Consider the following 24,768-nt stretch of genomic DNA (forward strand, 5'->3'; position numbering starts at 1 on the left):
AGCGGGCATGGTCGAGGAACTTGGTGTCATCCACGAGGCAATTCCGGCCGCCACGTCAACACGATGGGCTTGATGGCCTCAGTTGGCACCCTTGGCGTGATGTGAGACACCATGGTGGGCCATGGCCAAGCCCGAACTCCCTCCCGGTCAGCTCCGCAAGCGAGACAAGGTGGTGGCCCGCAACGACTTGCGAGACATCCCCGAGGGAACGCCGGGCAAGGTGATCCTGGTCAACGGGTTCGCCTGGGTGCGCTACTGGGTCAAGTTCGACAACGGCGTGTACCTCGGTTCCATCGACCGATCAGAGCTGGCCACCGCCGATGAATGGCAACGCCACCTCGCCGGCGAGGACGTGTTCAGCGCCGGGGCCGGCGTCGGTGCCGGATCGTCTGACGGCGCCAGCGACGACGGTGGGGGAGACAGCGGTTCTGCGGGGGGCAAGACCACCCCGAGTGGCACCCTCGTCCCCCAGAAGTTGCTCGACCGATCCTCCGCCGCCCGCATCCGTCTCGCCGCCTGAACCCGAGCGACCCGCCAGATCCGTTCGTCGCCATCACGGGCAACCGGGACTCCGGGCAGACGCGTGCATGGCCGTATCTGTGGCGGGGTCGAGGCTGGCTGATCGCATTAGATGAGCACAACGCTCGAAATCGGCGCGCGTCGGGTTGGTGGTACCCGGGCGCCACGCTGGCTAGGGTCTTGACCAGCCGGTCAAGTTGGTCGGGATTTCAGGGGTGAAAGTCGAGGCGCATCCGTGCAGATCAGCATGCAGCTCAGCTACAGCGGCGGATTCAAGGAGGCGGCCGACACCGTCGCTGAACTGGAACAGGCCGGGCTCGACCTGGTGTGGGTGGCCGAGGCCTACGGGTTCGACGGGCCCAGCCTCATGGGTTACGTGGCGGCGAAGACCTCCACCGTGCAGATCGCGTCGGGCATCTTGCCCATCTACACCCGCACCCCAACGCTATTGGCCATGACCGCGGCAGGTGTCGACGCCCTGTCGGACGGACGCTGCCACCTCGGCCTCGGGGCGTCAGGCCCCCAGGTGATCGAGGGATGGCACGGCGTCAAATACGACGCCCCCCTTGGCCGCACCCGAGAGATCATCGACGTGTGCCGCCAGGTGTGGGCCCGTGAGGACCGCCTCGTTCACTCCGGCCGCTACTACAACATGCCCCTGCCCGAAGGGGAAGGCACCGGTCTGGGCAAGCCGCTCAAGATCATCGCCCACCCCGTCCGGCCCCGCATCCCGATCTGGGTGGCCTCGCTCGGCCCCAAGAACGTCCAGATGACCGCCGAGGTGGCCGACGGTTGGATGCCCATCTTCTTCGACCCGGCCAAGGCCCGAGACGTATGGGGCGCTGACCTCGACGCCGGAGCCGCCAACCGAAACCCCGGCCTCGACCCGCTCATGATCACCGCCGGCGGCATGCTCGCCATCGGCGACGACGTGAAGGGAGTGCTCGAGTTCGCCCGCCCCATGGTCGCCCTCTACGTCGGGGGAATGGGAGCCAAGGGTCGCAACTTCTACAACGACCTCATGTGCCGTTACGGCTACGAAGCCGAAGCCGCCGAGATCCAAGACCTCTACCTCGAAGGCAAGAAGGCCGAAGCCGCCGCCAAGGTGCCCCACGAGTTCCTCGAAGCGATCTCACTGGTAGGCCCCGAGAGCTACGTCAAGGAACGGGTCGCGGCCTTCGACGAAGCCGGGGTCACACACCTCAACGTGATCCCCATCCCCGGAGCCGGCCAGACCCAGACCTCGGTGGTAGCCACCGTCAAGGAATGGCTGTCCTGAAGGCCAGCACCCTCCACCTCGTCAGTGGAGGGATATAGGGTTATCAAGCACACCTTCCCCGGTGAATGCGGGCCTGGCACAGGCCCCAGACATCGATGAAGGAGCATCTATGGCCCTCACCGCCAGCCAGCGGAACATCATCTACCAGAACTTCGCTCCGATCCTCGGGGAGGAGGTGACCGAAGCCTTGTTGTCCCAGTTTCCCGCCAACGACTTGGAAACCCCCGCAACCCGCGACTTCGTCCGCGCCGAGTGCATCGCCCTCAAGAGCGATGTCGTCCACCAGATCGATCAACTCCGAACCGATCTGACGTCGGAGATCGAGGGTGTTCGAACCGATCTGAAGGCGGAGATCGAGGGTGTTCGAACCGATCTGAAGGCGGAGATCGAGGGTGTTCGAACCGATCTGAAGGCGGAGATCGAGGGTGTTCGAGCCGATCTGACCGCCAATCTCAGCAACGTGCGTGCTGAGTTGAAGGCGGAGATTGGTGGTGTGCGCACGGAATTGAAGAACGACATTGGTGACCTTCGGACCGAAATGAAGATCGACATTGGCGATCTGCGGACCGATCTGCAGCGTGAGCTGAGACTCAACCTGGCGGCGACCCTCACACTTGTCGGTGCCCTGCTCACCGCGTTCCGCCTTCTGTAGCTCCGTCGGAGCGGCTCGTAACCCGACGTGACACAAGTCATGTTTGAACCGACGAGAATCTGGCCATGCCGACGTGCGTTTTTGCACGGCGTGTGCGTATAGTGGGGCCGAAGCCAGGTACCCGCCACCTGGTTGGACGCGACATCGGGATCCGCCGCCTGGTGTCGCTGCGCTCGGCGCCCTTCGGGGCGCCGGCGCTGTTTTTCCGGCGATGTAACTCCGGCGCGGGGTGTTCGGTCGGGTAGACAGATCGTTATGCCGCTCGAGTCCGCCCGCCTGTCATCGTTGGCCGCAGGCGTAGACGAGCTGTCCCGTCGGGCGGGAGAGTTGGCCAGCGAATTGGACGGCGGCCTCAACGCCGAGGCCGCCGTGGCCCTATACGAGGCGGAGAGGTCGCTGGCCATGGCGAGTAGGGCCGTCGACCGTGCCCGCCGAATCGTCGACGATACCGGACGACCCTAGGCCCCGGCACGAGACAGAGCCCTGTCGGAACCTGACCCGGGCGGGGCACTCGGTCCGAGCCTGGATTGGACTAGTCGTGGCCCAGCGCGGCACCTGAGGCCCTCCTCCTTGTGGTTTCAGTCGGGTTCAGTCCGAACCGGCTTCGGGGTGCTCGGGAAGGGCCGGTAGCCTCAGCGTTCGTGCTGAACCGACTCGACCTCCGTGGTGCCGGGACCGACCTGCGAGGTCGCCTGCCGCGCCCGGCCCAGGCCACCGAAGGGCCGGTCGGCGCGGTCAAGGAGATCCTGGCTCAGGTCCAATCCGGCGGTGACGCCGCCGTGGCCGATCTGACCGAACGTTTCGATGGCGTGCGACCTGCGCTTGTCGTGCCGCCCGATTCGATCAAGGCGGCGCTCGACGCCATCGAACCCGACCTGCGCCGAGCCCTCGAGGAGGCCGCGGCCGGTATCGCCGACTTCCACCGCACCCAGGTGGTTCCCGACCACACCTACGAACGGAACGGGATCGTGGTGCAAGGCCGCAAGGTTCCCGTGGACCGCGCCGGTTGCTACGTGCCTGGCGGGCGAGCCATCTATCCCAGCACCGTGCTGATGACCGCCATCCCGGCCAAGGTGGCCGGAGTGCCCGAGGTTGTGCTGTGCGTCCCCCCGGACCGCACCGGCCACGTCCCCCAGGTGACCCTGGCCGCCGCCGCCATCGCCGGAGTGGACGAGGTGTACGCGGTGGGAGGGGCTCAAGCCATCGGGGCCATGGCGTATGGAACCGAGACAGTACGCCCGGTCGACGTGATCGTCGGTCCCGGCAACGTGTACGTGGCCATCGCCAAACGGGAAGTGGCCGGGCTGGTCGGCGTGCCGTCGTCCTTCCCGGGCCCGTCCGAGGTGGTCGTCATCGCCGATGGCACTGCTCCCGCAGAGTTGGCTGCGGTAGATGTGATCCTCCAAGCCGAACACGGCCCCGGTGGTCTGGCCTGGCTGATCAGCTGGGACGAAGCCGCGCTCGATGCCATCTCTGCCGAGATAGAGGCCCAGGTAGCGGTGGCACCTCGCCGGGAAGACATCACCTCGACCTTCGCCGAAGGTGGATACGCGGTGCTGTGCGACTCGCCAGAACAAGCGGTGGCCGTGTCCAACACCATCGCCCCCGAACACTTGGAGCTCATCACCGCTGATCCGGAGGCGTTGGTGCCGCTGGTCCGCCACGCTGGAGCCGTGTTCTGCGGGCCGTGGTCTCCGGCATCGGTTGGTGACTACCTAGCCGGTCCCAGCCACGTCCTACCCACCGACGGAACCGCACGCTTCGGGTCGGCCCTGACCGTGTCGGACTTCGTGAAGGACGTGCACGTGATCACACTCGACCGCGAGGCACTGGATCGCGCTGCACCGACGGTGGCCGCCATTGCCCGAGCCGAGGGGCTGGCTGCCCACGCCGACAGCGTCACGCGTCGGGTCGCGTTCCCCCGAGAGGCCTGAACCGATGGCACCGATCCGCCCCCGAGACAGCGTCGCCCTCATGGAGGGCTACCACTCGCCGCAACTCGACGTCGACGTCCGCCTCAACACCAACGAGTCACCGGTCGCTCCGCCCGCGGCTTTCGTCGACGCCCTGGCTGCCGAGGTTGGCCGGGTCCAATGGCACCGCTACCCCGACCGGGCCGCCACCGAACTGCGGACCCGCATCGGTGAACTCCATGGGGTCGGTCCCGAGCAGGTGTTCGTGGCCAACGGCTCCAACGAGGTGCTCCAGACCCTGTCGCTGACCTATGGGGGTCCGGGCCGGACCGTGGCCGTGTTCGAACCCACCTACGCGTTGCACTCCCACATCGCTCACATGACCGGCACCACCGTCGCCGAAGGGGAGCGGGCTGCAGACTTCTCGCTTGACATGGCCGAGGTTCGGCGGGTCGTGAGTGCAGCCGAGCCCGCCATCACCTACCTCTGCTCGCCCAACAACCCGACCGGGATGGTCGAGACCCGAGACACCGTCACCGAGGTCCTCGGCCTGGTACAGGGTCTGTTGGTGGTCGACGAGGCTTACGGTCAGTTCGCCCCTTGGTCGGCGTTGGAACTGGTCGACGAGGCCACCCCGCTGGTGGTCACCCAGACCTTCTCCAAGACATGGTCCATGGCGGGAGCCCGTCTCGGCTATCTGGTCGGTCCGAGCTGGGTGGTCTCCGAGCTGGAGAAGGTGGTCCTGCCCTACCACCTCGACGCGTTGAAGCAGGCGGCCGGCATCATCGCGGTTCGTTTCCGCTCCGAGATGGAGGAGCGGGTGGCTCAGCTGACCGAGGAACGGGGCCGACTGGAGGCGGCACTTCGCGAGCTGCCGTGCGACGTGTGGCCGTCGGGCGCCAACTTCGTGTTGTTCCGACCGCGGACCCTGGACGGAGCAGACGTCTGGGCTCAACTGGTGGAACGTTCGATCCTGGTCCGCAACTGTTCGTCGTGGCCCCGCCTGGAGGGCTGCCTGCGAGTCACCATCGGCACCACCGACGAGGATGACCGCTTCCTCGATGCCCTAGGGGAGATCCTCACATGACCGAATCGAAAAGCCCGGGTCGGGCCGCTTCCCGGCAGCGCACCACCCGGGAGACGTCGATCAGTATCAGCCTGGACATCGACGGTCCGACCGGGTCGGTCTCCGCCTCGACCGGCCTTCCGTTCTTCGATCACATGCTCGACCAGATCGGACGCCACGGCGGCTTCGATCTGGCCATCGATGCAACCGGTGACATCGAGGTGGATGGTCATCACACGGTCGAAGACGTCGGCATCCTGCTCGGTGAGACGTTCCGGGAGGCGTTGGGCGACAAGGCCGGCGTCCGGCGTTTCGCGTCGGGCCTGTTCCCCCTTGATGAGGCCCTGATCGAGGTGGCCGTGGATCTGTCCGGTCGGCCGTGGGTCTCCTATGACGTTCCCTTCGGCGAGGTGCTGCCGCTCGGTGATCCGCCGTTCAACCCGGAGATGGCCGAGCACTTCTGGCAGAGCTTCGCCACCTCGGCGGGCATCACCCTTCACGTCACCCGCAAGGCCGGGACCAACACCCACCACGTGGTGGAGGCGACCTTCAAGGGAGTGGCGCGCTGCCTCCGTGACGCGGTGCGCGTGGAGGGCACCGCCATCCCCTCGACCAAGGGCACCCTGTCGGGGGCCGGCGGTGACTGACCGCGAGGGAACGGCCGACGGTCGACCGCTGATCGCGGTGCTCGACTACGGGATCGGCAACCTCCGCTCGGCCCAGAAGGCGCTCGAACACGTCGGAGCCGATGCCCGCCTGACCGCAGACCCGGGCCTGATCGCCGATGCCGCTGGCGTGGTGCTGCCAGGTGTGGGTGCCTTCGGCCGCTGCGTCGAGGCCTTGGGTCAAGCCGGCCTCGACGCGCTGGCCCACGACGGGGCCACCGATGCCGCCGCCGGTTCGGGCCGGCCCTTCCTTGGGGTGTGCGTGGGGCTCCAGATGCTGTTCGACGGCTCAGACGAGACGCCCGAGGTGCCCGGTCTTGGTGTGGTGCCCGGTCGGGTGGAGCTCTTGCCCGAAGGGGTCAAGCGACCCCAGATGCAGTGGAACGTGTTGCGCTGGGCCCATCCCAGCCCCATGGCCGACGGCCTGCCCGATGACCCGTGGGTCTACTTCGTGCACTCGTTCTGGGCCCGGCCCGACGACCCCGCCGACATCGCCGCCACCTGCACCTACGGCACCGAAGTGACCGCCGCCATCCAACGAGGCCGGTTGTGGGCCACCCAGTTCCACCCCGAGAAGTCAGCCGCCAACGGGCTGCGCCTACTGGAGAACTTCGTGACCTCGTGCGCCGAGCACGCTGACTGACCCGAAGGTCGGGGTTCGGGTCAGAGGGCAGGGGCGGGGCCGGTCGGGCCGAGCGTGTAGCTGGTCATCGATAGCGAGCCGTAGGCGAAACCGTCTACCAGGACGTGTGCCGTCTGGTTGGCGGCCGTAGCCAAACCGGCCACGTACAGCAGCGGGATGAAGTGATCGGGGCTGGGGTGGGCCAGCGCGAAATCTGGGTGTTCTCGCAGCGACGGAGCCCGCGCCGGGTCGGTGGCCATCACCTCTCGGGTGGCGTCGTCGAACCGTCGGGTCCAGTCGTAGGCGGATTCGGGCTGGCCCCAGTCGATCCGGCGCAGGTTGTGCACCACGTTGCCGCTGCCGACCACCATCACCCCTCGTCGACGGAAGGGGGCCAGCGCCGCCCCCAGGGCCAGGTGCTGGTCGAAGGATCGCCGGGCATCGATCGAAACCTGGACCACCGGGATGTCGGCCTCGGGGAAGGCGTGGACCAGCACAGACCAGGTGCCGTGGTCGAGACCCCAGTCTTCGGTGTCGGACACGACCCCATCGGGTTTGACGACTTCGGAGAGCTCGCCTACCAGATCGGCGGCCAAGGTCGGGTCGCCGGGGGCGGGATATCTGACCGCAAACAGATCGTCGGGGAATCCGTAGAAGTCGTGGATGGTGCGGGGCTCGGCCATGGCCGTTACGGCGGTGGCGCCGATGTACCAGTGGGCGGACACGCAAACGATGGCCGATGGCCGAGGGCCGCCCAGCCCGAAGGTCTGCCAGGCATCGGTGTAGCGGTTGGTCTCGATGGCGTTCATCGGAGATCCGTGTCCGAGAAAGGTGGCAGCCGTCATTTCGTTGACGGTACAAGTTCTTTGTCTCGAACCGGTCAGGGCGATTTGCGTTGCATCGTGTCGCCCAAATGGGCGTGGCGGCTAGTGCTCGGGTGGGAGGGCGATCGGCCCGGGTGCGATGATCCAGGGATGGACCTGTACCCGGCGATCGATCTGCGTGGCGGCCAGTGCGTCCGTCTGTACCAAGGTGACTTCGACCAAGAGACGGTGTACGGCGATGACCCGGTGGCTCAGGCCCGCCTCTTCGCCGATGCCGGGGCGGCCTGGATCCATGTGGTCGACCTCGACGCGGCCCGGACCGGTGAACCGGTGAACCGCCCGGTGATCGCCTCGGTGGCGGCGTCGGTGGGGGTACCGGTGCAGACCGGCGGGGGAGTGCGAGACGACGCCTCGGCCGAGGAGCTCTTCGCAGCCGGCGTGGCCCGGGTGGTGGTGGGCACCGCGGCCCTCGATGAACCGGACTGGGCCATGGGCTTGGCTGAACGCCATCCGGGCAAGGTCGCGCTCGGACTCGACGTACGAGGACGAGAGGTGGCGGTGCGCGGGTGGATGGAAGGCTCCGGGCGTCAACTCTCGGAGGTAACGGCCCAGTTCGATGCTGGCGGTTTTGCTGCCTTCATCGTCACCCAGATCAACGTAGACGGCGCCGGAACCGGACCCGACATCGATCTCTACTCAGAGCTGCTCGACACCATCGAGACCGACGTCATCGCGTCAGGTGGAGTGGGGTCGGCGCAACACCTTCGGATGCTGGCCGCCATGGGTGCCGACTCCAAGCCTCTGCTGGGAGCCATCGTGGGCAAGGCCCTCTACGACGGTTCCCTGACCATCGATGACGCCCTAGCCGCCGCCCAGAGCGAGTAGCGACCCTCGGGGCGGGCCGCGCCCGTCAGGCGCGTATGTCGCTTCGGTGATCGACCACCGAAGCAGCCCGGCTGCATACGCGTAGCGGCCCAAGAGCGACTGGTCGAGTCAACCCGAATACTCGATGATCCCTCGGGTGCAGCCTCGCACCGGTTGACCGTTTCGCACCGTGTCCATCGGCCTCGGGTTCCCGAAGTAGTCGGTGGTCACCTCGGTCCCACAACCGAGGGTGCCGACGGGTATGTCGGCGATCGTCGTGCCGGTGTCGTCGCCGACCCCGCTCAACCCGCAGCCGGCCAGGTTGTTGTAGCCCTGGCTGACGATCGGATCCCCGAGGCAGTTCGGTGAGACGAGCGAGTACTGGTGGAGATCGGTGGCACCGAGGATCGAAGTCCCACCGTCAAGGGTGTGAAGCCCCGCCGCCTCGTGGGGTCGGTTGTAGCTGGAGGAACGGTTGATCTCGCTGAAGCGCATGATCACCGTGCCGCGGTTGGTGATCCATGCGTTGGTGGGCGGCGGCGGGATATCGGAGGCCCAAGCTCCGCCGATGCTGCTCAGGAGGTTCAGCACGCCACCGGGGCGAACATCGACCCAACCGACCAGCCAACCGCGGTTCATGGAGAGCTGGCCTTCGATGGTGGCAGTTCGAGTGACGTGGAGGTCGGCTTGTTCCACGTGGAGGCTGCCTCCGGGGGCGATACGAAGATCTGCGGCTCGGACCTCGAAGTCGCGGACCTGGTACTCCCAGACGCTCAGGAACCGTAGGTTGCCGGTGATGGTTTCGGTCAGGACGTGGCCCTGACCCTGGACTGCGGTCGAGGGAACGTTGATGTCGGCTTGGCCGAGGGCGTTTCCTTCTTGCACGGCGGCGTCGAGGGTGCATTGGGCGTTGCCGGGAGCGGTCTCACAGACCCCGTCGCCAGGGTTGACGTCGTCACCGGCGATCCCGGCTGCCACGTTCACGGTGAAGGTCGCCGTCGGAGGGGCAGGCTCACAGGCGGTGGCAAACCAGAGGACTATCGCTGCGGTGGCGACGAGGCCGAGCCGACGTGTCCGGCGTCGGATCACAGCCATGGTGCTCGGTAGTCGCGACGAGCGGTACCCATGGGTGTCGGCGACGGCCGTGTCGGTGGTTCTGACCCCGTTCTTCGACATCGCCCGCTCCTGATCAGATCGCATTTGTGCTCGTCTTCCTCTGAGCTCGACGCTCCTGCGCGATCCAACGTCTGAACGCGGACGGTGATTGCGTGCCCCTTGAGAGTAGTTGTCGAGGGCCCGGTCGTCCGGTCGGACATACCAACCGGAACCTGCGCTCGTGGGCTCCGCCACAAAGGGCTCTGCCCTCGAATCCCGCTGCGTCGGCGTGATCCAGCGCTTCTCGAGGGCGGACACCTCTGGTGGCCGCACAGAGAGCCGAACTCGCCGGGATGACCATGGACGATCGAACACGGCCCAAGTTCGGTCGGCGGATCCAGGCTCGACTCGGGCGACGACCGATGCTGAAGCCGCCCCGACTTCGCCCAACGCGGCCAGACTGAGGACATGGCCACCGATCGAAACAAGAGCTCGAAGCCAGACCCCGGCTCCGACACAGATGGTGCTGAGGAGCTGGACCGGGAGCAGCGGTTGGGTGAGCAGCTCGAGGCGATGCTCTCCACCCGCCTGGCGCGCCGGATCGTGGGCGTCACCTTCGGTGGGATCTTGGTGATCGGTGCCCTGGCCTGGTGGGTGATCTTCGTCCCCTACACCAGCGGAGGACCCACCCCCATCACATGTGGCGCAATCCTCGACGCGATCCCCGGCCCCGAGGGAGAGGAGATCCGCCGGAACTACGACGAGGGCTGTGACGAGGCCAAGTCGACCCGGCGCAACACCGCTCTGGTGATCGCCGCCCTGGTCGTGGTGGCGGCAGCCACCGTGTCCACCTGGCCTTCTGGCCGACTGGTCGACGGACCCGACGGATCGGGCCGAGACACGGCCCCGGGTGGGAGCGGAGGTGGGAGTGGGGGAGACGGCGACGACGATGCCAGCGCCAGCGAGCTGGTTCGTCTCGGCCTGGTCGACCCCGACGGTCGAGTTCGTTCACCCGACGAAGGGCCCGCGCCTGTGGTCCGGGCCACCACCAACAAGGCGGTCCCCAAGGACGCTCCGGTCGAGGAGGGCCCGGCCAGCGAGTTGATCCGCCTGGGGTTGATCAATCCAGCCGATGTCCCGGCCGTCGAGGGCGAAGGTGCCGATCCAGAGGTCGGTGAGGTCGAGCCGGGGCATTGAGGGTGGCACCTGGAAGTGCGGCTGACGCCGTTCGGCCTCGGGGATCGCGGTTGGGTGGCGACAGGACCTGACGGTACGGTCGGGACGATGCGTTCGGCCCGAGTGATCCCTTGTCTCGATGTCACCGCCGGCCGAGTGGTCAAGGGCGTGAACTTCGTCGACCTCCGTGACGCTGGCGATCCGGTGGAGTTGGCGGCCCGCTACGACGCCGAGGGTGCCGATGAGGTCGTGTTCCTCGACATCACCGCCAGTTCCGACGACCGGGACACCATGGTCGACGTGGTGGCTCGCACCGCCGAGGAGGTGTTCATTCCTCTGACCGTTGGTGGCGGGATCCGTACCGTCGACGATGCCCGACGGATGTTGCGGGCCGGAGCCGACAAGGTTTCGCTCAACACCGCCGCCATAAACCGGCCCGAGACCATCAGCGACGTGGCCGACGAGTTCGGCAGCCAGTGCGCGGTCGTGGCCATAGACGCCCGGCGTCGCCAGCCGTCGGATTCCCAGTCGGGTTGGGGCGTGTTCACCCACGGCGGACGAAACCCGACCCCCCTCGACGCCATCGAGTGGGCGGTGGAAGCCGAGCGCCTCGGAGCGGGAGAGATCCTGCTCACCTCGATGGACCGTGACGGCACCCGGGACGGCTTCGACCTGGAACTGACCCGAACGGTGGCCGACGCAGTTGGCATCCCGGTGATCGCCAGCGGCGGCGTCGGCACCCTGGACCACCTGGTCCACGGGGTGGTGGAGGGCGGCGCCGATGCCGTGCTGGCTGCATCGATCTTCCACTTCGGTGAGCACACCGTGGCCGAAGCCAAAGCGGTCATGGCCGCGGCCGGCATCGCCGTCCGTCCCGCGCACGCCTGACCGATCAACACCCCTTTCGACGCGGCGGGGTATCTCGCGGCGGCACCGACCGATCCGCACATCGAGCGCCGGTCCCGTTACCGTCGAGGTCCCACCAAGAACTTCGCCCAACCGGGCTGATCGAGATGACTGACTCCAACGACGCGTCCACCGAACACCAAACCGATATGACTGCCGGCCCAGAGGCGGGCTCGACCTCGGGCCCAGAGGAGGGTTCGAACACCACGACCCCCCGGACGTTCGCGTCTTCGCGTGCCGACAAGCTGCCGGTGAAGATGATGAGCGACCGGATCCTGGTCAACCTCGAGACCGACGGCGAACGCCGGTCGACCGGAGGCATCCTGATCCCCGCCACCGCACAACTCGGTCGGCGACTGGCGTGGGGTGAGGTCGTGGCCATCGGGCCCAACGTCCGGTCCATGGAGGTCGGGGACCAGGTCCTGTTCAACCCCGAGGACCGCTACGAGGTCGAGGTGCGGGGCAGCGACTACATCATCTTGCGCGAGCGAGACATCCACGCGGTGGCCGCCAAGCGCCTCGAAGAGGGCTCTACCGGCCTCTACCTCTGAGGCGGCCGCTCGCTTCGGCGACCGAACCGGGTTCGGCTCCGCTGGGGCCCGCACCTACGATCAAAGCCATGCCCGACGTGACCCCGATCGCCATCCGAGACGAAGATCTCGCCACCGTCAAGTACGACCGTGACGGGCTGGTGCCGGCCATCGTCCAAGAGCAGGGCACCGGTGACGTGCTCATGATGGCGTGGATGAACGAGACCACGCTGCGTCGATCGCTCGAAGAGGGGCGCACGGTGTTTTGGAGCCGGTCTCGCCAGGAGGAATGGCGCAAGGGCGACACGTCGGGAGACCGGCAGTTCATCCGCTCCGCCTTCTATGACTGCGACGGCGACACGTTGCTGTTCGTGGTCGAACAAGAAGGTAAGGGCGCCTGCCACACCGGTGAGAAGTCCTGCTTCTACCGGGCCTTCGGCGGTTGAACCCGATGGAGGTGGCACCGTCTCTGCCCGAGGCCATGGTTCACCCCAGCCGTGAGGAGTTCCGTACGCTGGCCCGCACCCACACCGTCGTGCCGGTTTGGACCGAGCTGCTCGCCGACTTCATCACCCCGGTCGCGGCCTTCGCCCGCCTCACCCGCAGCGGAGAGCCCGGTTTCGTCCTGGAGTCGGTCGAACATGGTGAGCGCTGGAGCCGCTGGTCCTTCGTGGGCCGCCGCCCTGCCGCCACCCTGGTGTCGCGCGGTCTCGAGGTCACGGCCACGTTGGGCGACGTGGATGCCGACACCGCCCAGACGGTGGGAGCCGCCCTCGGCGCAGTTCCGCTGGACCACGGGATCCTCGCCACCGTCGAGGCGCTCCTCGAACAGTTCCGGTCCCCCGAACACGACCGCCTGCCCCCGCTCCACGGCGGTCTGGTCGGCTACCTCGGCTACGACGTGGTGCGGGAGGTCGAGAACCTCCCCGACGTACCCACCGACGACCAGGACCTCCCCGACGCCGTCCAGTACGTGATCGGCGAGCTCGCCGCTTTCGACCACTGGCGCCAACAGGTCACGCTTCTGGCCAACTCCTTCGTCACCCCCGGGCTATCTGATGCCGAACTCGACGCCCGCTACGACGCCGCCGTCGCACGGTTGGCCCGGCTGGCCACCGACGGTGCATCCCCGCTCGATGAGCCGCTGGTCGCCCCGCCGGACCCGTCCGATCCGCTGCCCGAGGTCACCTCCAACCTGGCCAGCGGGGCCTATGAGGCCGCTGTCGCCGCCTCCAAGGAGCACATCCTGGCCGGAGACATCTTCCAGGTCGTGCTGTCCCAGCGGTTCGACTTCAAGCTCGACGCTGACCCCTTCGACGTCTACCGGGTGCTGCGCCAGATCAACCCGAGCCCCTACATGTACTTGTTCCGGGCCGCAGAGGTGACGCTGGTGGGTTCGTCGCCCGAACCGATGGTTCAGCTCCTCGACGGCGAGGTCATCTCCCGGCCGATCGCGGGAACCCGCTACCGGGGCAGCACCGAAGAAGAGGACCGTCGTCTCGGAGCCGAGCTTCGCGAACACCCCAAGGAGGTGGCCGAGCACGTGATGCTGGTGGACCTGGCCCGCAACGACGTCGGCCGCGTGGTCACCTTCGGCACCGAGCGGGTCACCGAGATGATGACCCTGGAGCGTTACAGCCACGTCATGCACCTCACCTCGGAGGTGCGCGGCGCCTTGGCCGAGGGCCGTACCCCGATCGACGTGTTGCGGGCCACACTGCCGGCGGGCACGGTCTCGGGTGCGCCGAAGGTACGGGCCATGGAGATCATCGACGACTTCGAGCCGACCAAACGAGGCCCCTACGCCGGGGTGCTGGGCTACCTCGACTTCTCGGGGAACATCGACACCGCAATCGCCATCCGCACCATGGTCTGCCTGCCCGACGGTAGGGCCAGCGTTCAGGCCGGTGCTGGGGTGGTGGTCGACTCGATCCCCGCCCACGAAGAGCTCGAGACCCGCAACAAGGCCAGGGCGTTGCTGGCCGCGGTGCCTGCCGCACGCAGGATGACAGCGGCACGCCGGGCCACGGCCGATCGCTGATCCCGACCGCCACACTGGAACCATGTCAGAACCAGACCTCGTCCTAGCCGTCTCCGTGTTCGCCCGCGTCCAGCGAGACGTGGTGGTGGTCGAAGGTCCCGATGCCGCCGCCTACCTCCAAGGTCAGCTCAGCCAGGATGTGGCTGCGCTGGCCGTGGGCCAGTCGGCTTCCACCTTCGTGCTGGCCCCGCAGGGCAAGGTCGAAGGGTGGGGGAGGGTCACACGGCGGGCGCCCGACCACTTCGAGGTCCTGGTCGACGCCGGAGCCGGCCCGGCCTGGGAGGCACGGCTGCGTCGATTCCTCCTGCGGACCAAGGCCGAGATAGAGGTTCGACCCGGCGTGGATGTGGTGGCGGTGAGAGGCTCTGGTTCCAACGCCGCGGTGGGTGCACACTGTGGCCGTGATGCGGGCTGGCCCGGCATGGACGGGGCCGACGTGGTGGGAGCCGACACCGACCTCGACGACGTGGTCGCCCGCCTGCGCGCCGAAGGCTTCGTAGAGGCGAACCCAGACCAGCTCGACGCCTTGCGGATCTCGGCGGGTGTGCCTCGTTGGGGTGCCGAACTGGACCCCGACACCATCCCGGCCGCGGCTGGCCAGTGGGTGATCGACAGCTCGGTCAGCTTCACCAAGGGTTGCTACACCGGCCAGGAGCTGGTGGCCCGAGTCGACAGCCGAGGAGGCAACGTGCCCCGCCTCCTGCACCGCCTGGTGGTTCAGGGCCCGGCCCCGGCCCCGGGGACCCCCGTCATGGTCGAAGGCGCCGAGGTCGGAGCGGTGACCTCCAGTGCCGACGCCTTCGACGGAATCGAAACAGACCTGGAAGGCGCTCAAGGCTCGGTGGCGTTGGCCTGGGTGGCAAGGGCCCACATCGCCGGTGACGCAGGTGAACCGGCCGAGGTCGGTGGCCACCCGGCCCGGCTTTTGCCGCCGCCGACCACGTCCACAAACTGACCAGGCCCGCCCCCGATCACAGCCGGTTCGCTCGCCGCCTTGACGTGAGCGCAAGGCGGTCGTTTGCGACCTACCATCGGCCACGGTGAACCACTACGAGGCCCTCGGGGTGACCCCCGATGCCCGGCCATCGGAGATCCGGGCTGCATATCTGGCGTTGGCACGCGAACACCACCCCGATTTCCACGCCGATGACCCTCCCGTCGAACGTGACCTCCACGTCCGGCGAATGAAGGCAGTGACCGAAGCGTGGGACGTCTTGAGCCACGTCGATCGTCGTCGGCACTACGACGAGACCCTCGCTGGCGGTTCCAGGGTCACCAGCGCAGGGCCGGCATCTGAACGCCAACGGGTCCGTCCTGAGGTGACCGTGCCCGCGGGCAAGGGGTGGACCCCACGGACCGGTGACGATGGGTGGATGGATGATCACGCCGGCTGGGCTGCCGAGCGAGACCGGATCGTTCCCGACACCGACGCCGTCGACCCGACCCCCCACCCCGCCCGGTTGGTGCCGGTGGCGCTGTTCGGGGCGGCGATGGTGTGTGGGTTCGTGGGGCTTGCGGTGCAGTCACGACCGATGCTGGCCGTTGCTGTCGTCGGGGTCGTGGTCTCCTCGGTGCTGTTCATGGTCATGCCGTTGGTGACCATGACCCGAAACGGCCGGAACCGTGGAGCCGCCGACGCCCCCAGCGCCACGGCTCGGCGCACCCCCTTCACCGGAACGTGACCCGACGGGTAGGTTCGGCGGGCCATGACCACCTACCTCGATCGCATCATCGACGCCCACCGAGCTGCCGCCGCCGCAGATGCCCGAACGCTCGACAGCCTGACCTCCAGGGTCAGTGACCTAGCCCCCACCCGGGGGTTCGGCCGGGCTCTGGCCGACACCGACGGGCTTGGCGTCATCGCCGAGGTCAAACGCCGTTCCCCCTCGAAGGGACCGTTGGCCCCAGACCTGGACCCGGCCATCCTGGCCGGTCAGTACCTCGCCGGCGGGGCGTCGGCGCTGTCGGTGCTGACCGACGTCGACTGGTTCGGCGGATCACCAGAAGACCTGGCCGCGGCCCGAGCTGCGGTGCCGTTGCCGGTGTTGCGCAAGGACTTCACCGTGTGTGAGAACGACGTGGCCGACGCCCGACTGATGGGGGCTGACTGCGTTCTGTTGATAGTGGCGGCGCTCAGCCAGACCGAACTGGCCGCGTTCCACGCTCTGGCAGTTGAGCTGGGCTTGGACGTCTTGGTCGAGGTCCACGACGAGCCCGAACTGGAAAGGGCCCTAGAGGTAGGGGCCACGGTCATCGGCGTCAACCAGCGCGACCTGGTGACCTTCCAGGTCGACACCGACAGGGCCGTGAGGATGGCTCCGCTCATGCCTGCTGGTGTGGTCCGGGTGGCCGAGTCCGGTGTCCGCGGCCCCGACGACGCCGCTCGCCTGGCCGAGGCCGGCTACCACGCCGTGCTGGTCGGTGAGTCGCTGGTCACCTCTGGTGACCCACGAGGTGGGGTGGCGGCCCTCCGGGCCGCGGGCTGACCGACCCGGACCATCTCGGTGACCAGCGGGCTGAGCGGCCCGCGCCGACTACTCCGGCACGGGTCCGGCGGGCCACACTGGACGGAGCATCCGTGCCGTCCCATGCCTGTCTCCCTCGCCCTGTTCCGCCCGGCCCTGGTGGCCATAGTCCTGGTCGTGGCCGGGGTGTCGTTGTCGGGTTGTGGCGACGATGTGAACACCACTGCGGATCGGACGGCGTCTTCACCGGTCAGCGTCGAGGCCTGGATCGAGGTGCCTGCCAACCCGACCACCGCGGCGGCGCGCCTGGTCATCGACAACCACCAGGCCCACCCCGACCATCTGATCGCCGTGTCCAGTCCCGATGCCGCCAGCGCCGGTGTGCACCGCTCCAAGACCGACGAGCACGGGCGAGCGACCATGGATGACGTGGCGAGCCTGGAGATCCCAGCAGACTCGACCCTGGACTTCTCCGGCACCGGGCTGCACGTGATGATCACCGGCTTGCGCCGGGACTTGGAGGCCGGAGACTCCGTGACCCTGGTCCTCACCTTCGAGACGGCGGCGAAGGTCACCGTGGCTGCCGAGGTGGTGGAGCCGGGGACCACGCCAGGAACCGGAGACGGCCACAACCACACCGAGGATCGCTGATGGGCACCGACATGACCAGACGTCACCTGCTCGAGATGGGGGTGGGGCTGACGGGCCTGGCCCTGGTCGGCTGCTCGGATCTGGGCCGCCAGAGCACACCGGATCGAAAAGATCCCAACCGTGGGTTCGGCGGCACCCTGCTGGAACCCCCTTTCACCAAACCCGACGTGACCCTGGCCGACCTCGACGGAAAGCCCTTTCCCTTCATCGAGGCAACCGACGGTCAGCTCACGGTGTTGTTCTTCGGATACACGAACTGCCCCGACATCTGCCCGGTGTTCCTCCAGACCATCGCCCGAGCCCGTGAAGCCATCGGTGCGGGGCCGGGTAGTCGCCCCCAGGTCCTCTTCGTGGGCGTCGACGTCGCCCGTGACACACCCGAAGCGATGCGCAAATACCTCGACCGCATCGATCCCACCTTCGTCGGTCTCACCGGAGATCCCGTCGAGATCGACAGGCTGATCACCGAACTGCACATGCCGCCGGTGGTGCTGGAAGAACCCGGGCCCGACGGGTCCTACATGGTGGGCCATCCCGCCACCGCCACCGTGTTCTCCCGCGACAACCTGGCCCACCGCATCTACCCGACCGGGGTCAGCGCCGAACAGGGAACCCGTATGGAGGTGTGGGCCAACGACCTGCCCCGCCTAGACGAGGGGACGTGGAAGTGAGCGAAGGAACCCGTCCTACGAAAGGCGCCCTCTCGTGAACTGGTGGTGCGCCTCATCTGGCGAGGCGTGGACCTGGTCGTGGCAGACGCCCTACCTCGGCGCCCTAGTCATCCTGGCCGGTGTCGTCGGTGTGGCCGGGTGGTGGTCGACCCGGGGTCGTCACCAACCGTGGGCGCACACCACCCCCGAGCAGTGGAAGTCGGCTGCGGCCGCCCACGACCGAGAGGTCCACACGCTGGTGGCCGGCACCCCGAGGGGCCGGTCGGTGTCACTGGTGCTCGGGAGCATCGGGATGTGGCTGGTCATCGACTGGCCGTTGGCCAGCCTGGGTGCGGGGTACCTGGCCACCGCCCAGATGGCCCGCCAGATACTCATGGTCATGGTGGTGGCGCCCTTGCTCCTGTTCGCCATACCCCCGGCGCTGGCCATCGCCGCCGTCGGCTGGGGGAAGGCCCTGACCGTGCTGCGCTGGACGGCCCGACCACGCTTCGCCGTCCCGTTCGCGGCCCTCACCCTCATCGTGGTCAACACCCCCGCGGTGGTCGACCCGCTGTTGGCCAGCCCGTTCAGCTCGTTTCTGATGGACCTGGTGTGGACGCTGGCCGGATTCGCGCTGTGGATGCCGGTGCAGTGCCCACACCCAGGCGTGAAGCGACTCACCGGGCCGGCGGCGCTCGGCTACCTGATCGCCCAGTCCATCGTGCCGGTGCTGCCCGGGTTCTTCATGACCTGGGCCGACTACCCGATCTACGCCACCTACGAGTTGGCCCCCCGGGTGATCGAAGGCTTCGACGCCATCACCGACCAGCAGACCGCCGCCGCCGTGCTCCAGGTGGGGGGCATGGTGTTGCTGTGGTTGCAGATCGGCTACCGCTTCCTCACCTGGGGCCACGCCCAGATGGCCAACGACCAGCGAGGTTCACGATCCCTGTCGGGATCAGGACTCCGCTAAGTGTCCTAGCGGATAGGTCCGGTCGTCGTCGCTACCAGGTTGACCAGACCGAGGCTTCGCCTCGGTTTAACCATGCCGTGCTTATGGGTCGGTCCGCCTATAGGCGCACCTCCTAATCCTGGATCCGCCGGTCGGGGGCTCCGCCACAAATGGCTCTGCCCCCCTACCCTCGCCCGGTAGTGCTGCTTCAGCTCGTCACACAGCCGAACGAGTGGACCTATCCGCTCGGGTCCTTTGGCGGTTGAGTCGGGAATGGGCACGGGTCTGACCACCGACGCGACCTATCGTTGCTCGCGTGTTCGTGAAGATCTGCGGCATCACCCGAGAGGATGACGCTCTGCTGGCCCTGGCCATGGGGGCCGACGCGGTGGGCTTCGTGTTCGCGCCGTCCCGCCGCCAGGTCGCACCCGCCCTGGCCCGTGACATCGCCCGGCGCCTACCGCCCGAGGTGCTCACCGTCGGCGTCTTCCGAGACGAGGCACCGGCCCGGGTGGTCGACATCGTCAACTCCTCGGGTCTCAAGGCCGCTCAGCTTCACGGCCACGAATCCACCGAAGACGTGGCCTTCGTGGCCGAGCGGGTCCCGTGGGTGATCAAGGCGTTCGGGGCCAACGATTCAGCCCGTGCCCGCGCCGATCGCTTCGGGGCCACCGCGGTTCTGCTCGATGCCGTCGAACCCGGATCGGGTCAGACCTTCGACTGGAACCTGGCCGCCCGGCACCGTCGGGAACACCCGAGCCAGCGGCTGTTGTTGGCCGGTGGTCTTACCCCCGACAACGTGGCCGAGGCCATCGCCACCGTCCGGCCGTGGGGGGTAGATGTGTCCACCGGCGTAGAGGCCGAACACGGTGGGCCCGGGGTCAAAGATGCCCGCAGGGTCATGGCCTTCGTGGAGCGGGCCAAAGCGGCGGGGGCCGACCTGCCCGAAGATCTGGACGCCGACCTTCCCCCCATGCCTTACGACTGGATGAACGACGACCATGGCGACCACGGCGCCCGAGTCGTTCGCGATGGCCACGGAACCAATGCCGGGGGGATGCCCGGCGGGGTCCAAGGCGAGTTCATCGACGCCGAAGACCTGGGCTGGGAGGCGATGTGAGCCCCAGCCGACGTGACACGTCGCGTCACCCCCGGCTCCGCTGGTTCGCACAGGTGGCTGGCCACGGGCGGCGCACGGCCTGACCCGGCCCCGGCCGGGTCGCTTCGTGTCGCGTCCACAGGACCCGACCCGACGTCGGACCGTCACCGTTAGCGGCGGACCGGTTCGTCTCACACCTCGGCTTGACCGGGGCGTGCCCGTCTGGTCGGCTCGCTGTGGGCCATCCCCTGATCCAGCCCAACGTCGTCGAGGAAGGTCCTCATGTCCGAACCGAACCAACCCGAGCCGGGACATTCGTTCCCGGAACCCCAAAACGTGACCAGCCCGTTCCCGGACTCGATCATGGGAGAACCCGATGCCGGCGGCCGGTTCGGTCGTTTCGGCGGGCGTTTCGTGCCCGAGACGCTCATGCCAGCATGCATCGAGCTGGACGCGGCCTTTCGTGACGCGTGGGCCGACCCCGAGTTTCGATCCGAGCTCGACGGGCTGCTGACCGACTACGCCGGTCGACCGTCACCGCTCACCGAGTGCCATCGCCTGTCGGCCGAGCTCGGTGTACGGGTCCTGCTCAAGCGGGAAGACCTGAACCACACCGGGTCCCACAAGATCAACAACGTGCTGGGCCAGGCGCTGCTCACCAAACGGATGGGCAAGAAGCGCCTGGTAGCTGAGACCGGCGCCGGCCAACACGGCGTTGCCACCGCCACCGCCGCCGCCCTGATGGGGTTCGAGTGCACCGTCTACATGGGCGAGGTGGACATGGAACGCCAGAAGCTCAACGTGTTCAGGATGCGCCTGCTCGGCGCCGAGGTGAAACCAGCTTCCTCGGGTAGCCGCACCCTCAAGGACGCGGTCAACGAAGCCATGCGTGACTGGGTGGCCACGGTGGAGACCAGCCACTACTGCCTCGGCTCGGTCATGGGCCCGCATCCGTACCCGTGGATGGTGCGTGAGCTTCACCGCGTGTTGGGTGCTGAGGCCCGCGAACAGTCCCGGACCCTGCTGGGAGGATCTGACCCCGACGTGGTGGTGGCCTGTGTCGGCGGGGGATCCAACGCCGCGGGGATCTTCTCGGGATTCGCCGACACCACCGCCGAGCTGGTCGGGGTCGAACCGGCCGGAGGTGCCGCGGTCGGGGCGGGCGTGCCCGGCGTGGTACACGGGATGGCGTCGTTCCTGATGCAAGACGAGTGGGGTCAGGTCGAAGAAGCACACTCGATCTCCGCCGGCCTCGACTATCCGGGAGTGGGCCCCGAACACGCCCACCTGGCCGACACCGGTCGGGCCACCTACCACCCGGTGACCGACGACGAAGTGATCAACGCCTTCCAGGTGTTGAGCCGTACCGAGGGGATCATCCCCGCTCTGGAACCGGCCCACGCCCTGGCCTGGGTGATCCGAGAAGCCCCGGCACTGGCCGGACGCACGGTGCTGGTGAACCTGTCGGGCCGGGGCGACAAGGACGTGGCCCAGATGATGGACATCTTGGAGGACAAGCTGTGACCCTCGACCTTCCCCCTGTGGCCGAGCTGGACCCCGGCCCCCTCGAAGTGCACCTGCGAGCCCGACGAGAAGCTGGTGCCAAGTTGTTGGTTCCCTACCTCACCGGCGGCCTGGGCAACTGGACAGAGGTGGTACGGGCCGTGGCTGACGCCGGGGCCGACACCGTGGAGATCGGTATCCCGTTCTCCGACCCGGTGATGGACGGCCCGACCATCCAGGCTGCATCGGAACGGGCGCTGGCCGAGGGGACCACCCCCGAGACCGTGTTCAGCGGTCTCAGAGGCATCGATGCAGGGGTACCGGTCCTGGCCATGACCTACTACAACCTCGTGTTCCACATGGGAGACGAACGCTTCGCCGGAGAGATGGCCGAAGCCGGGTTCAGCGGGATGATCCTTCCCGACGTTCCCATGGAGGAGCAGGGTCCGTGGCGGGCCGCGGCCGACGAGGCCGGGATCGAGACCGTGTTGTTGGCCGGTCCGATCACCCCAGACGACCGGTTGCAGGCCGTATGTGACCGTTCCCGCGGTTACGTCTACGGGGTGAACCTCATGGGTGTGACCGGTGAACGGGCTTCTCTGGGGGAACAGGCCGCTCGGCTGGCCGGACGCCTGAAGGCGGCCACCGACAAGCCGGTCCTGATGGGTTTCGGGGTGTCCACCCCCGAGCAGGCCGTGGAGGTGGCCGAGGTCAGCGACGGTGTGATCGTGGGAACGGCCCTGGTGAGGCGCCTGCTCGACGGCGGTGGTGCCGATGAAGCGCACCGCTTCATCTCAGACCTCCGTCGGGCCCTCGACGACACCTGACCGATCAGACTTGGCTTGTGCTCGATTCTCCCTGGTCACCCAGGCGAATTCGGCTTTCTCAGCGGCCACCATCTGTTCGGTTGTCTGATGATCTGGAGCGGGGGGACAAGAGCGGGGGTTCGGGGGGCAGAGCCCTTTGTGGCGGAGCCCCCGACCTGCGGAGATCGGCTTTGCCGGTCGTAGCAGCGAAGACGTCGGCCTGTCAGGCCGGCAACCCAACTCCGCCGGAAGGCTCTGCCTTTCGGCGGATCCAGGCCTAGGAGGTGAGCCGATAGGCGAGCCGACCCATAAGCACGGCATGGCTAAACCGAGGCGAAGCCTCGGTCTGGTCAACCTGGTAGCGACGACGATCGGACCTATCCGCTAGGACCCTTAGATCAGGTGGGGCTGAAGATGGCTCCGGTGACCACCCAGGAGCCGTCGATCTGCTTCATGTTGAACTGGATGGTGCCGGGGTCGCCTCGGAACAGACACGACGACTGGCCGAACTCGCCGGTGTTGCACTTGTTGTAGAGCTGGTAGTCGCCAGGGGCAGCGGCGAAGACGCCATCAACGGCGATCGGCTCGGCCACGGTTCCGGCCGCCACCCGATCTCCGGCCTTCCATGCCGCATACAGAGCGTCGGCGGCCTGTTGTGGTTCGGGCGTGCCAGCCGGGCCGGGGACCGTGTCACCGGTAGGTGGGGTGGTCGGGGTCGACGCGGTGGTGGTTGGGCCACCGGTGGTCGGCACCGCCGTGGCGGCATCGCCGATCTGGGCCGTCACCTCGGGACCGGCGTCGGCGTCGTTCGTGGCGTCATCAGCGGTGCAGCCAGTGAAGGCCGTCAACGTCAGGCCGCCGACCATCAGGACCATGGGGACGCGGCCCACAAGGTGTCGGGCGACCCGACCCGACCCGATCCGGCCGAACAGATGGCGATTCACGTGGATGTTCATGACGTGTCGACGGTAGTGGCCGGCGACCAACCTCGAAACGTCAGACCTCGCGACCGCGTGGACCTAGCCGACGCCGGAGCTCAATGCAGGTGGGTCTGGAAGAAGTCGACGGTTCTGGCCCAGGCCAGCTCGGCGGCCACGGGATCGTGGGCTGGCGGTCGGTCGGCCTCGGCGAACCAGTGGCCGGTACCGGCGTAGCGGTGGAAGTCGACACTGCGCCCGACCAGGCGTAGCTGCGCCTCTAGGTAGTTGACATCGTCCTCGGAGGTGAACTCGTCGTGTTCGGCGAAATGTCCCTGCACCGGGGCGCGCATCGGCTCGAAGTCGATGTCCTGGCTGCCGTAGTAGATGCTCACAGCACCGACCTGGTCGGCGAAGCGCGTCGCCGCCCACAGCGCCCACGACGCCCCCATCGAAAAGCCGAGCACGCCGACGGGCCCATCTGAGGTGGCGGGCATGCGGGCCAGAGCGGTCAGCGACGACACCACCAGGCCCGCGGTCTGGTTGGGGTCGGTGGCGGCCAGCAGCGCCTCGGCCTCATCTGGGGTGGCAGCGGTCTGATCGCCGCCGTGGAGGTCGGGAGCCAGGGCTACGAAACCGGCATCGGCTAGGCGGTCACACACGGTGCGGAAGTAGGGGGTGAGGCCCCACCACGAGTGCAACACCAAGATGCCGGGGCCGTGGCCGGAATCAGGAGCCACCACGTAGCCGGTACCGGCCGATCCGCTCACTTCGCGTCCTCTCCCATCGCCGGTGGGCGGGGTGAGGATCGGTCAGGTCGGTGGGGATGGTGGGGTGGAGTTGCCACTGGCCGGCCTTGATCTGTAAGTGCCCGGGGCGGGACTTGAACCCGCACGCCCTTTCGGACAGTGGATTTTGAGTCCACCGCGTCTGCCATTCCGCCACCCGGGCGGGTGGTGCGAGGAGCCAGTCTAGAGCCCCCGGCCGAGAGGTCACATCTCGACCATGGTCAACCGAGGCGAAGCCTCGGTCTGATCGACCTCGCAGCGACGATGATTGGTCCTATTCGCTAGGACCTTCAGGCCAGTCCGGGGACCGATCAGTCTCCGGCCAGGGCCTTCAACAGGTTCTTGGGGGTGTCCTTGGGGCTGATCTTGGGCCAGGCATGGCTGATCTTGCCGGTCTCGTCGATCAGGAACGCCGAGCGGATGATGCCGAAGTACTTCTTGCCGTACATCGACTTCTCACCCCAAACCCCGTAGGACTCGGCGGTGACATGGTCGGGATCGGACAGCAGGGTGAAGCCCAGGTCGTACTTGTCGCGGAATTTGGCCAGTTTGGCCGGGGCATCGGGGCTGATGCCCAAGATCACCGTGTCTCCGATGTCTCCGCTGATGTCTCGGAGCGCACATGACTGGGTGGTGCATCCCGGGGTGTCGGCCTTCGGGTAGAAGTACACGAGCACCTTTTGGCCCTTGAAAGCGGACAGGCGCACCTTGGTGTCGGTGTGGTCAGCCAGGTGGAACGCTGGCGCACGATCGCCAGCCGAGGGAGCATCAGCCATGGCCTCACC

At 67.6% G+C, this 24,768-nt stretch carries 28 protein-coding genes and 1 tRNA gene; 23 read left to right on the top strand and 6 right to left on the bottom strand.

Annotation, left to right across the window (positions count from 1 at the left end; translation table 11 throughout):
* Positions 1 to 121: 121 nt before the first annotated feature.
* The 8 genes from IPG97_02540 to hisH all read left to right on the top strand — a co-directional run bounded on the left by IPG97_02540 (position 122) and on the right by hisH (position 6,737).
* Positions 122 to 520, top strand: a complete 399-nt coding sequence (locus tag IPG97_02540) for a hypothetical protein (protein ID MBK6855458.1) — start codon at positions 122 to 124, stop codon at positions 518 to 520.
* 234 nt (positions 521 to 754) lie between these two features.
* Positions 755 to 1,798, top strand: coding sequence for an LLM class F420-dependent oxidoreductase (locus tag IPG97_02545; GenBank protein MBK6855459.1), 1,044 nt, complete (start codon positions 755 to 757; stop codon positions 1,796 to 1,798).
* Between the two features lie 109 nt (positions 1,799 to 1,907).
* Positions 1,908 to 2,450, top strand: a complete 543-nt coding sequence (locus IPG97_02550; protein ID MBK6855460.1) for an apolipoprotein A1/A4/E family protein — start codon at positions 1,908 to 1,910, stop codon at positions 2,448 to 2,450.
* A 255-nt stretch (positions 2,451 to 2,705) separates the two neighbouring features.
* On the top strand, positions 2,706 to 2,912 hold the full coding sequence (locus IPG97_02555) for a hypothetical protein (protein ID MBK6855461.1): 207 nt from the start codon (positions 2,706 to 2,708) through the stop codon (positions 2,910 to 2,912).
* Between the two features lie 179 nt (positions 2,913 to 3,091).
* Positions 3,092 to 4,384 (top strand): histidinol dehydrogenase, encoded by a 1,293-nt coding sequence (hisD, locus tag IPG97_02560; protein ID MBK6855462.1) that lies wholly within the window; start codon positions 3,092 to 3,094, stop codon positions 4,382 to 4,384.
* 4 nt (positions 4,385 to 4,388) lie between these two features.
* The gene (hisC, locus tag IPG97_02565) at positions 4,389 to 5,450 is read left to right on the top strand and encodes a histidinol-phosphate transaminase (GenBank protein MBK6855463.1); all 1,062 of its coding nucleotides are present in this window, start codon (positions 4,389 to 4,391) and stop codon (positions 5,448 to 5,450) included.
* Positions 5,447 to 6,076 (top strand): imidazoleglycerol-phosphate dehydratase HisB, encoded by a 630-nt coding sequence (gene hisB, locus IPG97_02570; protein ID MBK6855464.1) that lies wholly within the window; start codon positions 5,447 to 5,449, stop codon positions 6,074 to 6,076. Before hisC ends, hisB begins: the two co-directional genes overlap by 4 nt.
* 28 nt (positions 6,077 to 6,104) lie before the next feature.
* Positions 6,105 to 6,737, top strand: a complete 633-nt coding sequence (hisH, locus tag IPG97_02575; GenBank protein MBK6855465.1) for an imidazole glycerol phosphate synthase subunit HisH — start codon at positions 6,105 to 6,107, stop codon at positions 6,735 to 6,737.
* A 20-nt stretch (positions 6,738 to 6,757) separates the two neighbouring features.
* On the opposite strand, the gene ygiD is transcribed toward hisH, so the two are convergent.
* The gene (ygiD, locus tag IPG97_02580; GenBank protein MBK6855466.1) at positions 6,758 to 7,561 is read right to left on the bottom strand and encodes a 4,5-DOPA dioxygenase extradiol; all 804 of its coding nucleotides are present in this window, start codon (positions 7,559 to 7,561) and stop codon (positions 6,758 to 6,760) included.
* Positions 7,562 to 7,690: 129 nt separating this feature from the next.
* Here ygiD and hisA point away from each other — a divergent pair, with 129 nt between their 5' ends.
* Positions 7,691 to 8,425 carry a 1-(5-phosphoribosyl)-5-[(5-phosphoribosylamino)methylideneamino]imidazole-4-carboxamide isomerase gene (hisA, locus tag IPG97_02585; protein ID MBK6855467.1) on the top strand — a complete coding sequence of 245 codons (735 nt, stop codon included), beginning with the start codon at positions 7,691 to 7,693 and terminating at the stop codon, positions 8,423 to 8,425.
* Positions 8,426 to 8,533: 108 nt separating this feature from the next.
* On the opposite strand, the gene IPG97_02590 is transcribed toward hisA, so the two are convergent.
* On the bottom strand, positions 8,534 to 9,580 hold the full coding sequence (locus IPG97_02590) for a hypothetical protein (protein ID MBK6855468.1): 1,047 nt from the start codon (positions 9,578 to 9,580) through the stop codon (positions 8,534 to 8,536).
* Positions 9,581 to 9,967: 387 nt separating this feature from the next.
* On the opposite strand from IPG97_02590, the gene IPG97_02595 reads away from it, so the two are divergent.
* From IPG97_02595 to IPG97_02660, 14 genes are all read left to right on the top strand, one after another.
* Positions 9,968 to 10,696 (top strand): hypothetical protein, encoded by a 729-nt coding sequence (locus tag IPG97_02595; protein MBK6855469.1) that lies wholly within the window; start codon positions 9,968 to 9,970, stop codon positions 10,694 to 10,696.
* 87 nt (positions 10,697 to 10,783) lie between these two features.
* Positions 10,784 to 11,563, top strand: a complete 780-nt coding sequence (gene hisF / locus IPG97_02600) for an imidazole glycerol phosphate synthase subunit HisF (GenBank protein ID MBK6855470.1) — start codon at positions 10,784 to 10,786, stop codon at positions 11,561 to 11,563.
* A 167-nt stretch (positions 11,564 to 11,730) separates the two neighbouring features.
* Positions 11,731 to 12,132, top strand: coding sequence for a co-chaperone GroES (locus tag IPG97_02605; GenBank protein ID MBK6855471.1), 402 nt, complete (start codon positions 11,731 to 11,733; stop codon positions 12,130 to 12,132).
* A gap of 68 nt (positions 12,133 to 12,200) precedes the next feature.
* Positions 12,201 to 12,557: a phosphoribosyl-AMP cyclohydrolase gene (hisI, locus tag IPG97_02610; GenBank protein MBK6855472.1), complete on the top strand. Its 357-nt coding sequence runs from the start codon at positions 12,201 to 12,203 to the stop codon at positions 12,555 to 12,557.
* A gap of 35 nt (positions 12,558 to 12,592) precedes the next feature.
* On the top strand, positions 12,593 to 14,152 hold the full coding sequence (locus IPG97_02615) for a chorismate-binding protein (protein MBK6855473.1): 1,560 nt from the start codon (positions 12,593 to 12,595) through the stop codon (positions 14,150 to 14,152).
* Positions 14,153 to 14,174: 22 nt separating this feature from the next.
* Complete coding sequence (locus IPG97_02620; protein MBK6855474.1) at positions 14,175 to 15,107, top strand: folate-binding protein YgfZ; 933 nt, start codon at positions 14,175 to 14,177, stop codon at positions 15,105 to 15,107.
* A gap of 85 nt (positions 15,108 to 15,192) precedes the next feature.
* Positions 15,193 to 15,834 (top strand): J domain-containing protein, encoded by a 642-nt coding sequence (locus IPG97_02625; GenBank protein MBK6855475.1) that lies wholly within the window; start codon positions 15,193 to 15,195, stop codon positions 15,832 to 15,834.
* 24 nt (positions 15,835 to 15,858) lie between these two features.
* Entirely contained in the window at positions 15,859 to 16,638 is a 780-nt protein-coding gene (gene trpC / locus IPG97_02630) for an indole-3-glycerol phosphate synthase TrpC (GenBank protein ID MBK6855476.1), read from the top strand.
* 102 nt (positions 16,639 to 16,740) lie between these two features.
* Entirely contained in the window at positions 16,741 to 17,268 is a 528-nt protein-coding gene (locus IPG97_02635; GenBank protein MBK6855477.1) for a copper chaperone PCu(A)C, read from the top strand.
* Positions 17,268 to 17,939: an SCO family protein gene (locus IPG97_02640; protein MBK6855478.1), complete on the top strand. Its 672-nt coding sequence runs from the start codon at positions 17,268 to 17,270 to the stop codon at positions 17,937 to 17,939. The genes IPG97_02635 and IPG97_02640 overlap by 1 nt, the downstream gene beginning before the upstream one ends.
* Positions 17,940 to 17,973: 34 nt before the next feature.
* Complete coding sequence (locus IPG97_02645; protein ID MBK6855479.1) at positions 17,974 to 18,891, top strand: cytochrome c oxidase assembly protein; 918 nt, start codon at positions 17,974 to 17,976, stop codon at positions 18,889 to 18,891.
* 295 nt (positions 18,892 to 19,186) lie between these two features.
* Positions 19,187 to 19,990, top strand: coding sequence for a phosphoribosylanthranilate isomerase (locus tag IPG97_02650; GenBank protein MBK6855480.1), 804 nt, complete (start codon positions 19,187 to 19,189; stop codon positions 19,988 to 19,990).
* A gap of 342 nt (positions 19,991 to 20,332) precedes the next feature.
* Positions 20,333 to 21,493 (top strand): tryptophan synthase subunit beta, encoded by a 1,161-nt coding sequence (trpB, locus tag IPG97_02655; protein MBK6855481.1) that lies wholly within the window; start codon positions 20,333 to 20,335, stop codon positions 21,491 to 21,493.
* A gap of 26 nt (positions 21,494 to 21,519) precedes the next feature.
* Complete coding sequence (locus IPG97_02660) at positions 21,520 to 22,299, top strand: tryptophan synthase subunit alpha (protein ID MBK6855482.1); 780 nt, start codon at positions 21,520 to 21,522, stop codon at positions 22,297 to 22,299.
* 377 nt (positions 22,300 to 22,676) lie between these two features.
* Here IPG97_02660 and IPG97_02665 read toward each other — a convergent pair whose 3' ends face one another.
* The 4 genes from IPG97_02665 to bcp all read right to left on the bottom strand — a co-directional run bounded on the left by IPG97_02665 (position 22,677) and on the right by bcp (position 24,759).
* The gene (locus IPG97_02665) at positions 22,677 to 23,234 is read right to left on the bottom strand and encodes a hypothetical protein (GenBank protein ID MBK6855483.1); all 558 of its coding nucleotides are present in this window, start codon (positions 23,232 to 23,234) and stop codon (positions 22,677 to 22,679) included.
* 80 nt (positions 23,235 to 23,314) lie between these two features.
* Complete coding sequence (locus IPG97_02670) at positions 23,315 to 23,965, bottom strand: dienelactone hydrolase family protein (protein ID MBK6855484.1); 651 nt, start codon at positions 23,963 to 23,965, stop codon at positions 23,315 to 23,317.
* Positions 23,966 to 24,063: 98 nt separating this feature from the next.
* Positions 24,064 to 24,146: transfer RNA gene (locus tag IPG97_02675), tRNA-Leu, on the bottom strand.
* Between the two features lie 148 nt (positions 24,147 to 24,294).
* Positions 24,295 to 24,759 carry a thioredoxin-dependent thiol peroxidase gene (gene bcp, locus IPG97_02680; GenBank protein ID MBK6855485.1) on the bottom strand — a complete coding sequence of 155 codons (465 nt, stop codon included), beginning with the start codon at positions 24,757 to 24,759 and terminating at the stop codon, positions 24,295 to 24,297.
* Between the last annotated feature and the right edge of the window lie 9 nt (positions 24,760 to 24,768).

It is taken from the genome of Microthrixaceae bacterium, from assembly GCA_016702505.1.
Taxonomy (GTDB): domain Bacteria; phylum Actinomycetota; class Acidimicrobiia; order Acidimicrobiales; family Iamiaceae; genus Aquihabitans.

Bases quoted from the DNA above. Each gene is read 5' to 3' on its own strand.
- IPG97_02550 (MBK6855460.1), top strand. From the start codon at position 1,908: ATGGCCCTCACCGCCAGCCAGCGGAACATCATCTACCAGAACTTCGCT.
- trpC (MBK6855476.1), top strand. From the start codon at position 15,859: ATGACCACCTACCTCGATCGCATCATCGACGCCCACCGAGCTGCCGCC.
- IPG97_02620 (MBK6855474.1), top strand. From the start codon at position 14,175: ATGTCAGAACCAGACCTCGTCCTAGCCGTCTCCGTGTTCGCCCGCGTC.
- IPG97_02540 (MBK6855458.1), top strand. From the start codon at position 122: ATGGCCAAGCCCGAACTCCCTCCCGGTCAGCTCCGCAAGCGAGACAAG.
- IPG97_02665 (MBK6855483.1), bottom strand. From the start codon at position 23,234: ATGAACATCCACGTGAATCGCCATCTGTTCGGCCGGATCGGGTCGGGT.
- bcp (MBK6855485.1), bottom strand. From the start codon at position 24,759: ATGGCTGATGCTCCCTCGGCTGGCGATCGTGCGCCAGCGTTCCACCTG.
- hisA (MBK6855467.1), top strand. From the start codon at position 7,691: ATGGACCTGTACCCGGCGATCGATCTGCGTGGCGGCCAGTGCGTCCGT.
- IPG97_02555 (MBK6855461.1), top strand. From the start codon at position 2,706: ATGCCGCTCGAGTCCGCCCGCCTGTCATCGTTGGCCGCAGGCGTAGAC.
- IPG97_02605 (MBK6855471.1), top strand. From the start codon at position 11,731: ATGACTGCCGGCCCAGAGGCGGGCTCGACCTCGGGCCCAGAGGAGGGT.
- IPG97_02590 (MBK6855468.1), bottom strand. From the start codon at position 9,580: ATGTCGAAGAACGGGGTCAGAACCACCGACACGGCCGTCGCCGACACC.
- hisI (MBK6855472.1), top strand. From the start codon at position 12,201: ATGCCCGACGTGACCCCGATCGCCATCCGAGACGAAGATCTCGCCACC.
- trpB (MBK6855481.1), top strand. From the start codon at position 20,333: ATGGGAGAACCCGATGCCGGCGGCCGGTTCGGTCGTTTCGGCGGGCGT.
- IPG97_02635 (MBK6855477.1), top strand. From the start codon at position 16,741: ATGCCTGTCTCCCTCGCCCTGTTCCGCCCGGCCCTGGTGGCCATAGTC.
- IPG97_02640 (MBK6855478.1), top strand. From the start codon at position 17,268: ATGGGCACCGACATGACCAGACGTCACCTGCTCGAGATGGGGGTGGGG.
- IPG97_02615 (MBK6855473.1), top strand. From the start codon at position 12,593: ATGGTTCACCCCAGCCGTGAGGAGTTCCGTACGCTGGCCCGCACCCAC.
- IPG97_02595 (MBK6855469.1), top strand. From the start codon at position 9,968: ATGGCCACCGATCGAAACAAGAGCTCGAAGCCAGACCCCGGCTCCGAC.
- hisC (MBK6855463.1), top strand. From the start codon at position 4,389: ATGGCACCGATCCGCCCCCGAGACAGCGTCGCCCTCATGGAGGGCTAC.
- hisB (MBK6855464.1), top strand. From the start codon at position 5,447: ATGACCGAATCGAAAAGCCCGGGTCGGGCCGCTTCCCGGCAGCGCACC.
- hisF (MBK6855470.1), top strand. From the start codon at position 10,784: ATGCGTTCGGCCCGAGTGATCCCTTGTCTCGATGTCACCGCCGGCCGA.
- ygiD (MBK6855466.1), bottom strand. From the start codon at position 7,561: ATGACGGCTGCCACCTTTCTCGGACACGGATCTCCGATGAACGCCATC.